Source organism: Pseudomonas folii (assembly GCF_014357575.1).
In the GTDB taxonomy this organism is placed as follows: Bacteria; Pseudomonadota; Gammaproteobacteria; order Pseudomonadales; family Pseudomonadaceae; genus Aquipseudomonas; species Aquipseudomonas folii.
Genome location: NZ_JACONW010000164.1, coordinates 1 through 11,255 on the forward strand (window position 1 = coordinate 1; position 11,255 = coordinate 11,255).

General features: G+C 57.7%; 8 protein-coding genes. 3 read left to right on the plus strand and 5 right to left on the minus strand.

Annotated features, from left to right (window positions below):
* Positions 1-128 precede the first annotated feature (128 nt).
* Together H8S59_RS23205 and rep are read right to left on the minus strand one after the other, a co-directional pair.
* On the minus strand, positions 129-701 hold the full coding sequence (locus H8S59_RS23205) for a xanthine phosphoribosyltransferase (RefSeq protein ID WP_087271609.1): 573 nt from the start codon (positions 699-701) through the stop codon (positions 129-131).
* 44 nt (positions 702-745) lie between these two features.
* Positions 746-2,755 (minus strand): DNA helicase Rep, encoded by a 2,010-nt coding sequence (gene rep, locus H8S59_RS23210; RefSeq protein ID WP_095093251.1) that lies wholly within the window; start codon positions 2,753-2,755, stop codon positions 746-748.
* A gap of 215 nt (positions 2,756-2,970) precedes the next feature.
* Here rep and H8S59_RS23215 point away from each other — a divergent pair, with 215 nt between their 5' ends.
* Complete coding sequence (locus H8S59_RS23215; protein WP_187522939.1) at positions 2,971-4,641, plus strand: putative bifunctional diguanylate cyclase/phosphodiesterase; 1,671 nt, start codon at positions 2,971-2,973, stop codon at positions 4,639-4,641.
* Positions 4,642-4,846: 205 nt separating this feature from the next.
* On the opposite strand, the gene H8S59_RS23220 is transcribed toward H8S59_RS23215, so the two are convergent.
* Positions 4,847-6,229 carry a NorM family multidrug efflux MATE transporter gene (locus H8S59_RS23220; RefSeq protein ID WP_187522940.1) on the minus strand — a complete coding sequence of 461 codons (1,383 nt, stop codon included), beginning with the start codon at positions 6,227-6,229 and terminating at the stop codon, positions 4,847-4,849.
* A 157-nt stretch (positions 6,230-6,386) separates the two neighbouring features.
* Here H8S59_RS23220 and H8S59_RS23225 point away from each other — a divergent pair, with 157 nt between their 5' ends.
* Positions 6,387-7,310 carry a LysR substrate-binding domain-containing protein gene (locus tag H8S59_RS23225; RefSeq protein ID WP_187522941.1) on the plus strand — a complete coding sequence of 308 codons (924 nt, stop codon included), beginning with the start codon at positions 6,387-6,389 and terminating at the stop codon, positions 7,308-7,310.
* Between the two features lie 194 nt (positions 7,311-7,504).
* Positions 7,505-9,481 (plus strand): methyl-accepting chemotaxis protein, encoded by a 1,977-nt coding sequence (locus H8S59_RS23230; protein WP_187522942.1) that lies wholly within the window; start codon positions 7,505-7,507, stop codon positions 9,479-9,481.
* A gap of 186 nt (positions 9,482-9,667) precedes the next feature.
* Here the strand turns inward: H8S59_RS23230 and H8S59_RS23235 are convergent, their stop codons facing one another.
* Complete coding sequence (locus H8S59_RS23235; RefSeq protein ID WP_187522943.1) at positions 9,668-10,312, minus strand: LysE family translocator; 645 nt, start codon at positions 10,310-10,312, stop codon at positions 9,668-9,670.
* Between the two features lie 87 nt (positions 10,313-10,399).
* Entirely contained in the window at positions 10,400-10,915 is a 516-nt protein-coding gene (locus H8S59_RS23240; protein ID WP_187522944.1) for a BRO-N domain-containing protein, read from the minus strand.
* Positions 10,916-11,255: the final 340 nt, after the last annotated feature.

Below are 11,255 nucleotides of genomic sequence, written 5' to 3' on the forward strand. Positions count from 1 at the left end.
CCGCAATTCCCTTTAAACCGCGTGGCTCTTATCGCGGGCAAGCACCGCTCCCACATGGATATCTGTTTGCTGCGCGACAGCGCGGTATCAGTGACACTGGGGCGGCTCCTACAGGTTAAGCAATTCAATCACTCAACAAACGTCACAACCCCATCTGCCAGGGATTTAACCCGAGCCAGCGACTCGACGCGATAACCCTGCGCGTCCAGCTCGGCGCGGCCGCCCTGGAAGGATTTTTCGATCACGATGCCCAGTCCGGCGACAGTAGCGCCTGCTTGCTTGATGATGGAAATCAGCGCTTGAGATGCCTTTCCGTTGGCCAGGAAGTCATCAATGATCAGCACCTTGTCGCTGCTGTTGAGATGGCGAGGCGAGATCGCAACGGTGCTTTCGGTCTGTTTGGTGAACGAATACACCGTGGCCAGCAGCAAGTTTTCGGTCAGGGTCAACGACTGGTGCTTACGGGCGAAAATCACCGGCACACCCAGTTTCAAACCGGTCATCACCGCAGGCGCAATGCCTGAAGCCTCAATGGTAACGATCTTGGTCACGCCCGAATCCGCGAACAGCGCCGCAAACTCGTCTCCAATTTGCTGCATCAGCACCGGGTCGATCTGATGATTGAGAAACGCATCGACTTTCAATACCTGATCGGAAAGTACGATGCCTTCTGCGCGAATCTTCTGATGCAATGCTTCCACGTTGCTTCCTCGGGTGCGCGAATCTGCGCAATCAATAGTAGGAATTACTTTTTCAACATCGCGCGGATGTCCGCCAATGCGGTATTGCCGCGCACTGCCTTCACTTCGGTCGGGGTGTCGTCGTTGCCTTCCCACGCCAGATCGTCGGGCGGCAGCTCATCAAGGAAACGGCTCGGCGAGCAGTCAATGATCTCACCGTACTGCTTGCGCTTGGCAGCAAAGGTGAACGCCAGGGTCTGCCGCGCGCGGGTGATGCCCACGTAAGCCAGACGACGCTCTTCCTCGATGGTATCGGCTTCGATACTGGAGCGGTGAGGGAGAATTTCCTCTTCCATGCCCATGATGAACACGTACGGAAACTCCAGGCCTTTGGAAGCATGCAGCGTCATCATCTGCACGCCTTCCGCGCCATCCTCTTCTTCCTGCTGACGCTCGAGCATGTCACGCAGGACCAGCTTGCCGATGGCTTCTTCGATGGTCATTTCACCTTCTTCGTCTTTCTCGAGGGTGTTTTTCAACGCCTCGATCAAGAACCAGACGTTGCCCATGCGGTAGTCAGCAGCCTTGTCACTGGAGCTGTTCTGACGCAGCCAGTTCTCGTAATCGATGTCCATGACCATGCTGCGCAGTGCGGCAATCGGATCATTCTGCGCGCACTGCTGACGTACGCCGTCCATCCAGCGCTTGAAGCGCTGCAAACGGTCGGTGTAACGGCTGTCCAGGTGCTCGCCCAAGCCGATTTCATCGGTGGCGGCGTACATCGAAATTTTTCGCTCGGTGGCGTAGTTGCCGAGTTTTTCCAGCGTCGTGGAACCGATTTCCCGGCGCGGCACGTTGATTACCCGCAGGAAGGCGTTGTCGTCATCCGGGTTAACCAGCAAGCGGAAGTAGGCCATCAGGTCTTTAACTTCCTGACGCCCGAAGAAGCTGTTACCGCCGGACAGGCGATACGGCACCTGATGATGCTGCAACTTCAGCTCGATCAACTTGGCCTGATAGTTACCGCGATAGAGGATCGCAAAATCGCTGTAAGGCCGGTCAGTGCGCAAGTGCAGGCTGAGGATTTCAACAGCCACGCGCTCGGCTTCGGCGTCTTCGTTGCGGCAACGAATCACACGAATTTCATCGCCGTGCCCCATCTCACTCCACAGCTGCTTTTCGAACTCGTGGGGGTTGTTGGAGATGAGCACGTTGGCGCAACGCAAGATCCGGCTGGTCGAGCGGTAGTTCTGCTCCAGCATGACCACCTTCAACGACGGGTAATCTTCCTTGAGCAACATCAGGTTTTCCGGACGCGCGCCACGCCAGGCATAGATCGACTGGTCGTCGTCGCCTACCACGGTGAACTGATTGCGCATGCCGATCAGCAGCTTCACCAGCAGATACTGGCTGGCGTTGGTGTCCTGATATTCGTCCACCAACAGATAGCGGACCTTGTTCTGCCACTTTTCCAGAATGTCGGCGTGTTCCTGAAACAGCTTTACCGGCAACAGAATCAGGTCATCGAAGTCCACCGCGTTGTACGCCTTGAGCGTGCGCTGATAGTGGGTGTAAACGATGGCAGCGGTCTGTTCCTTGGGGTTGCGGGCGTTTTCCAAGGCTTCAGCGGGCAGGATCAGGTCGTTTTTCCAGGAGCCGATCATGTTCTTGATCTCGTCGACGCCGTCGTCGCCCGAGTATTCCTTCTGCATGATGTCGGTCATCAGGGCCTTGACGTCAGTCTCGTCGAAGATCGAGAAGCCTGGCTTGTAACCCAGCCGCACGTGCTCCTTGCGGATGACGTTCAGCCCCAGGTTGTGAAACGTCGATACGGTCAAGCCGCGACCTTCGCCAGCGCGCAGCAAGCTGCCAACCCGCTCCTTCATCTCCCGGGCGGCCTTGTTGGTAAAGGTCATGGCGACGATGTACTGGGCGCGAATGCCACAGTTCTGGATCAGGTGGGCGATCTTGCGAGTGATCACGCTGGTCTTGCCGGAGCCTGCACCGGCGAGCACCAAAAGAGGGCCGCCGACGTAGTTCACGGCTTCTTGTTGCCGAGGATTGAGTCGGGACATGAAAAAAAGAGTCACTAACGAAATGGGCGGGCATTTTAGCAGGCTATGGCGATTGTGCAGCGACCGTCCGCCAATGAGTGACGTCTTATATCGCCCGCAGCTATCTAATTTTTTTGGTTTTGTTACATTTGCTCATCCGAATGCTGAACTAATGCTCTGTTTGACCCCTTCTCCGGGTCCTACTGTTTGTCTCTTTTCGAGTCTAGGGAGCTAGCTTGCCTACGCCTGTCCAACCCTTGCGGTTGTTAGTGCTGGCCCACGAGCCGGAATGGCTGGTATTGCTTCGCAGTTGCCTCACGCAAGAGCAGAATCAGGCAAATCCGTTGTTCTTTTCGCACTGGAACGACATTAATGCCGCACTGGTTAATGACCACCATACTGTCTTACTGACGACGCCAGAGCTTCAGCCTCCGCCCGGCCGCTGCAATTTGCCAGTGGTCATGCTGCTTGAAGAAGAGCCACTGATCACGCCGCTTGGCGCCAGTGACTGGTTGATTCGTAGCGAAATGACGCCCTCGGCACTGCGCAACTGCCTGCGTCACGTGGGCGAACGCGCCTTGCTGGAAAACACCCTGCAGCGTCTGGCCGAGCAAGACACGTTGACCGGCATCGCCAATCGCCAGGGTTTTCAGACCCTGTTGGCAGCACGCCTGCTGGACAACGATGGTCGCGGCCTGGCGCTGGGCCATCTGGATCTGGATAACTTCCGCCGCGCCAACGACGCACTGGGCCATCAAGCCGGTGATCGACTGATTTTGCAGGTCGTGGCGCGACTCAAAGGACAACTGGAAGTCGGCGACCAGATTGCCCGATTGGGCAGCGACGAATTTGCCCTGCTGATCGATACCCGTCGCGCCCCCGAGCGCGCCGAGTGGATGGCCGAACGCATCACCGAAGCCTTGTCCGAGCCTTACTGGGTTGACGGTGAGAGCCTGCTTATCGGTTGCAGTCTGGGGATCGCCCATTCCCGCGCCGAGGCAGGCGCCGATCCGCTGATGTGGCACGCGCATATCGCCATGCAGCAAGCCAAAGGCATCCAAGGCTGCACCTTCCACATCTTCAACGACCGACTCAATCGCAATGCCCGTAGCCTCGCTGACCTTGAAGGCGAGTTACGACGCGCGTTACGTCGCGATGAGCTGGAATTGCACTACCAGCCGCGGCTCTGCCTGACCAGCGGCCGTATCGTCGGCCTCGAAGCGCTGGTCCGCTGGCGACACCTGGAACGAGGCTTGCTTCCGCCCAGCGAGTTCGTGCCGCTGGCGGAGCAAAGCGGGCTGATTGTGCCACTGGGCTACTGGGTGATATCCCGGGCGCTACGCGACATGCAGGCCTTGCTGGAAAATGGTCTGCCGCAATTGCACATGGCGATCAACCTGTCGTTCCGTCAGTTTCAGGACAACCAGCTACTGACGACATTAGGTCGATTGATCGCCGAACGGGGCATTGACGCGCAATGGCTGGAATTCGAACTGACTGAAACCGCCGTCATGCGCCGCAGCGATCTGGTCAAACAGACCATGGATGCGCTTGGACGCTTGGGAGTCCGGTTCTCGCTGGATGACTTCGGCACCGGATTTTCATCGTTCGTACACCTTAACAACCTGCCCATCGCGCTGCTGAAGATAGACAAAAGCTTCGTCGGCAAAATGGAACAGCGCGAAGAAAACCGCAAACTGGTCCACGCCATGATCAACCTGGCTCACAACCTGAGCCTTGAAGTGGTCGCCGAAGGCGTAGAAACCGCTGAGCAACTGGCGCTGTTACGCGGTTTTGGCTGCGATCAGGTTCAGGGTTACCTGATCAGCAAACCGCTGCCGCTGCCGGAGTTGATCAAGTACCTGACGCTGGACAAGCAGGAGCCGGGGGCGTTGAGCGGGGTTTGATTTCCTGCCTACATGTCGCTGGATTACAGTTTCTGCAGGCGATTCCATGTTTGCCCGCGAACTGACGCGGGACCGGCTTTAGCCGGGAAACCGGTGTATTTGCCGATGAAGATGTACTGACTGTACGGGCATCTTCCCGGCTAAAGCCGGTCCCACGGCATCGTGCCAATATCCAGAATCGCGCAGGACTTTTGGACGCGGCTCTTCACCCCATCACCGCCACTGCCGACGCTTCCCGGCGCAACAACTTCGAGGTCTTTCTTTCGAAGGCCACGGTCAGCGCAATCGCTGAACACAGCAGCCCCAACGCCAGCCCCCACCAAACGCCCTCGGCACCGTGGTTGGTGTAAAAACCGAATATCCACGCCGCCGGGGCCGCCACCAGCCAGTAACTGGCAAGCCCGATAAGGAAGGTGGTCCGCGCATCCTTGAAGCCACGGATCGCGCCCATGGCGATGGTTTGCGCGCCGTCCAGAATCTCAAACCAGGCGGCAATCGCCAGCAGCTTGACCGTCAGCTCGACAATCTCGGCGAATTTCGGGTCCTTGATATCAAGGAATAGGCCGATGACCAGATGCGGTGCCAGCCAGAACAGCATGCCGAACATCAGCATGACCAATGAGCCGAAGATAATGCCCGCACGCCCGGCAGTGCGAGCCAGCAGCAGATTACCCGCGCCATAGTGCAGACCAATTCGCATGGTCACTGCATAAGAAATCCCCACCGGAATCATGAACGCCATCGACACCGATTGCAGGGCGATCTGGTGCGCAGCCATTTGCGCGCTGCCCATCGCGCCCATGCAGAAAGCGGCAAAGGTAAACAGCCCCACCTCAACCGCGTAGGTCCCGCCAATGGGCAAGCCCAGCTTCCAGAGCTCTTTGAGGTGGCTGCGCGACAGCTGCCAGAAACCCTCACGGATCGGGTAGGCCGCATAGGCTGGATGGCGACGGATATGCAGCGCGAGAATCAACGCCATACCATTGGTGACTACCGCCGTGACCAGACCAATGCCCATCAGGCCCAGATTGGGCAGGCCGAACATTTGATGGATAAAGGCGTAGTTGAGGACGAAGTTAGCAATCGCGCCACCTACACTGATTGCCATGACCGGGCCCGCACGTCCCAGAGCACTGGTAAAACCGCGCAAGGCCATGAACGTCAGCAGGCCGGGTAACGCCAGCGGCAAAGTGATCAAAAACTGACCTGCCATATGCACGTTGGATTCGGTCTGGCCGAAGTGCAGGAGGATCGGTTCGAGGTTCCACAGGATCAGCATGGCAATCAATGCCATGCCCCACGCCAGCCAGACACCGGCCTGAACCAGTTGCGCGGCGCCTTTGCTGTCTCCTGCACCGTGACGGATGGCGACCAGCGTACCGACAGCGGCCATGACCCCGACGCAGAAAAACGAAATGAAATTATAGGTCGCCGCACCCAAACCGCCGCCCGCCAAGGCTTCCGGTCCGATGTGCCCCATCATCACCGTGTCGGTGAAAACCATCACCATGTGCGCCATCTGTGAAGCGATCAGCGGCCCGGCGAGGCGCAGGATGATCCAGAGTTCTTTGATGGCAGTTTGTTGCATGGCGCGACGCTCGATTTTCAGGGGCAGTTATGAGCCGCCCATTCTCGGTACTAAAGAGGGCGGGCACAAAGGGATAATAAAGATCGTTAGCATGAGTAAAACTCATCTGTTAGTTTTTTAGCTAAAATCGCCGTCTCCCACGGTAGGAGCGTTCTGAATGCCTCGTAGCCTTCCTCCTCTTTATGCATTGCGCGCATTTGAAGCAGCGGCGAGGCATAGCTCATTCACACGGGCAGCCGAAGAACTGTCGATCACCCAAAGTGCGGTCAGTCGGCACATTCGCACCCTTGAAGAACACTTTGCCTGCCGACTGTTTCAGCGCATCGGACGCAACATTCAGCTGACCGAGGCCGCGCGCACCTTATTGCCCGGCGTGCGCGATGGCTTCTCTTCACTGGAACGCGCCTGCAACACGCTCTCGGTCGATGAAGGGATCTTGCGCATGAAGGCGCCGCCCACCCTGACCATGCGCTGGCTGTTGGCGCGGCTCAGTCGCTTCCGCCACCTGCAGGCAGGCAATGAAGTGCAGTTGACCAGCGCGTGGATGGAAATCGATGTAGTGGATTTCAGCCATGAGCCTTTCGACTGCGCCGTGCTGCTCAGTCGCGGCCATCTCCCCGCTGAATGGGAGGCCATACGCCTGTTTCCGGAGCTGCTGATTCCCGTTGGCGCGCCGAATCTGGTCGATGATCAGCCTTGGGATATCCAACGTCTGGCCAGTGCCGAACTGCTGCACCCGACGCCAGACCGCAGAGACTGGCGCAGTTGGCTTGAACGTACAGGCTTGTCAGAGCAGGTTTCACTAAAAGGCGGACAGGTGTTCGACACGCTGGAACTCGGCATGATCGCCGCCGCTCGCGGCTATGGCGTCTCCATGGGCGATCTGCTCATGGTCGCCGAAGACGTTGCTCAGAACCGTTTGAGCCTGCCCTGGCGTACCGCCGTTTATAGCGGCGAAGATTATTATCTGGTGTGGCCAAGAACCCGACCCGGCAGCGAACGCCTGCGCCGGTTGGGGGATTTTCTGCAAAGCGAGGTTAATGCCATGGAATTACCCGAGGTGGACATCCTCAAGGGATAGTGGCATTGCGACACATGCCGTAAACTAGTGGCTAATTCCGGGAACCTTACTCAAGTATTGAAGTCCCGGGCCGATGTTAGAATCGATGCCCCTTTGTACAAATTCTGTACAACCAAGGCTACCTTCACTTAATTACATTCAGCTGAACGGTTATTAGAGGTCACTCAAGACCCTCCGTTCGGCCAGGAGCCGTCATGTCCAAGCCCCGTGCACGAATTGCATCGCAACTCGGTATTGCTTTGGCCGTTATTCTGGCAGTTGTCATATCCGGCAGTACTGTCTTCGCGCTGCGTTCTCTCGACTCCGCCAACCTCGTCATTCGTGAAGAGCACATGGCGAGTGAGGCACGCTTGCTGGCCGACCAGCTCAATACTTTTCACAGCACGCTGCGCGTCAGCACCCAGCGGTTAAGCGGGCTGTTTGAAAAGCGTTTCGCCAGTGGGCTTAGCGTTCAGGCAGACCAACCGATTACGGTTGCCGGGACACAGACGCCCAGCCTGATCCTGGGGGACCACGCGCTGAACAATAACTTCAAGGAAGTTGACGAGTTCCGTCAACTGACTGAGGGCGTGGCCACGGTATTCGTGCGCAGCGGCGACGAGTTCATCCGCATCAGCACCTCGCTGAGCAAGCAGGATGGCAGCCGCGCAATCGGCACAATGCTTGACCGCAAGCACCCTGCATATGACCGCTTGATGTCAGGTCAGGGCTACGTCGGTAAAGCCGTGCTGTTCGAGCGCTCCTACATGACGCAATACACCCCCGTGAAAGACAGCTCCGGCAAAGTCATCGCGGTGTTATTCGTTGGCTTCGATTACACCGACGCGGAAAATACCCAGTTCGAAAACCTGAAGAACTTCCGCATTGGCAAAACTGGCTCCCTGGCCCTGCTCAGCGATCAGAACCGCTGGCTGGTACCGCCAGCAGGCGTGCAGGCACTTGATCAGGCGGCCAAAGCAGTCGCCGATTTCGGCAAGCAGCCGGGTAAAGGCCAGTATTGGAGTGATACCAGCGAGGACTTCTACAGCGTTGCCCAACCCTTCAGCGGTGGGCCGTGGACTGTTCTGGCGACCATGCCCAAGGACGAAATCAGCGCCGTGACCTGGAACGTCGGCACACAACTGGCCATCGGCAGCCTGCTGGCGATGTTGATAGCGGTGGGCTCCGCCATCTGGTTGTTGCGCAGCAAACTGCGTCCGCTGTCTGAACTGGTGCGTCAGGCCGAAGCGCTGGGTGCCGGTGATTTGAGCGTGCGCTTGAACATCACCAGCCATGACGAAATTGGTCAACTGGCAACCAGCTTCAACAAGATGGGCGAAGCCCTGTCGAACATGGTTTCGCACATCCGCACGGCGGCTCAACAAGTCAGCAGCCGTGCCCATGAACTGTCAGGCCTGTCTGGCGGTGCTTATCGCGGTATGGAACAGCAATCGGGTGAAATCGTCAGCATGGCGGGCGCGGTTGAGGAATTCAGCGCCACCTCGCTGAACATCGCCGACAACATGGGCAACACCGAGCGTCTGGCTCAGGAAAACGCTCAGCAAACCCGTATCGGTCGTGCGTCGATGCAGGAAGCGTCGTCGTCCCTTGAGCAGATTGCGGCCTCCATCAACAGCACTGCATCGGTCATCAATACCCTGGGGCAACGCTCTCAGGAAATCGGCAGCATCGTCGGTGTGATCACCTCGATTGCCGACCAGACCAACCTGCTGGCCCTCAACGCAGCCATCGAAGCAGCACGGGCTGGCGAACAAGGCCGCGGTTTCGCGGTAGTGGCTGACGAAGTACGTAGCCTGGCAACCCGTACGCGGGATGCAACCAACGAAATCTCCGGGATGATCACCAGCATCCAGCAAGAGACCGGCAATGCCATCTCCACCATGCAACAGGGCAATGCCCAGATGCAGGAAGGCCTGGCACGCAACGCCAAAGTGGCCGCCGCGCTGGAGCAGATCGACGAGCAAAGCCGCTCGGCTGGTCAGCAATTTGCCGCGATCACCACCGCGACCCAGGAGCAAAGCAGCACCGCCACCTTGTTGAGCAGCAACCTGCAAAGCATCGCCCTGGCCAACAGCGAGCAACGTGAAGTCGTCTCGCATCTGGCAGTGACCGCAGAAGAACTGAACACCCTGGCCGCTGATTTGCGCACCGAGGTTGACCGGTTTCGTTGAGGGTTAAGCGATAAACAAAAACGCCCTTCGGGGCGTTTTTTTGGACAGAACATGGTTGCGCGGCGAACATACATCCGTAGGAGCTGCCAAAGGCTGCGATGGGGGTTTATCAGGGATAACGCTATCGCAGCCTTCGGCAGCTCCTACAGGGAATGCATTTCAACGCGAGAGATTGCATGGTGGGTTCTACAGGGCAACCGGAGCCCCAACAAACTCCACATACCCACTCACCACCACATACACAGCGAAGTAAGCGAAGATCAGCGCTGACGCAATGTAGGTGTACTTCATCAGCTTCTCGCCGATGAGCCGACCGCCCTGCCAAGCCACTGCGCACAGTGAAATCGACCACAGCAGACCCGCCGCAAAAAAGCCTGACAGGAACAGGCCTGCGCTCGCCACGTCATGCCCCTGACGCGCAATGATCGCGCCGCCTACAGCAGCAAACCACAGGATGGCGCTAGGCGAAGACATCGCCAGCATGACGCCCCTGGAGAACAACGCCAGATTGGTCTTGCCCCATTGCTCACCGCTCTGCTGCATCGTCCCGTCAGTCTTGAAAGCACTAAGCAGCATTTTCACGCTCAGGAAACAGAGCACCAGCGAGCCACCAATCCACAGCACCCAGCGCACTGCCTCGAATTGCAACAACACTGCCATGCCCATCATCGCCAGCACGGCATAAATCAAATCGCCAACACAGGTGCCCAGCCCCAGCCAGACACCCGGAGCGAAACCGCGCTGCATGGCGATATTGATCATCGCCATATTGGCCAGGCCAATTTCCAGACACAGCGACAGGCTGAGCAGGAAGCCGTTGTTGAATTCCATCGGGATGTTTCCTTACTTAAGTGCGCGACACTTTAAGCAGGAGGCAGATGCGTCGCAAGATACAGTGCGCGATGCCCACTGTATGGCTTACGCCAACAACCGTCGCCACCACGATGCGGTCTTTCCGGCGTTCTGCCGCGAACGCTGCAGCAAAATCTCTGGCATATCCCGCACGCGAATCCACGATTCGTTCTGCCAGTTCAGCAGGCTCAGGGTCATCTCCGGCCAATGCATCAAACCCAGCACCGGGCGTTGTGATGTCGGGACTTCATGCCTGTCGCGCAAGGCCTGCACCACATGATGCTCAAGCCATTGGCGCAGCGGCCCATTTTGAGCGCCATGCTGATAGAGCAATAGCATGTAAGCCCCGGATTCGCTGACCATGAACGTGTCTTTTGTCACGCCATAGCGCTCCAGCAAAACGGTTTTGCGCTGGTCGGGTGCCAGTTTGCGAGCGCGGTGCTCATCCAGAAAAATCCCCATCAGGTAGCCAAGATCGCGCGCGCAGAGCCAGACCTGGCCTTCAAGGCAAATGGCGTGCATGTGCTTTTTCTGGCGGATGAAGAGCATGGGGATGTGGGGTGGCTGAATGTGTTTATCCATCAGGTAGAAGTTCTCTAAAAGAAATGACTCCCACCGCCTAAACATCGCCAAACGAATAGGTGGCGGCTGTGTGCAGGTTGGCGAACCGGGTAGAACCATTCCGGCAGACCCTAAGATCTCCCGCACACAACAGCCATAAAGCTTGGGCAAGATCTGCCCACACTTGAATGGTGAATGTATCGGTTCATAACCAGATCGCCAAATCCAGTAGCTGAGTGATCAGCCTGGAGGGAGGTTAATCCGTTGAGGCGCACGCGACTGTCGGCACAGGACGCTGGCGATCTGTGGATAACTCCGCTACAGCTGTAGGAAACCAGCCTGTGGAAAACTTGAGGTTTGC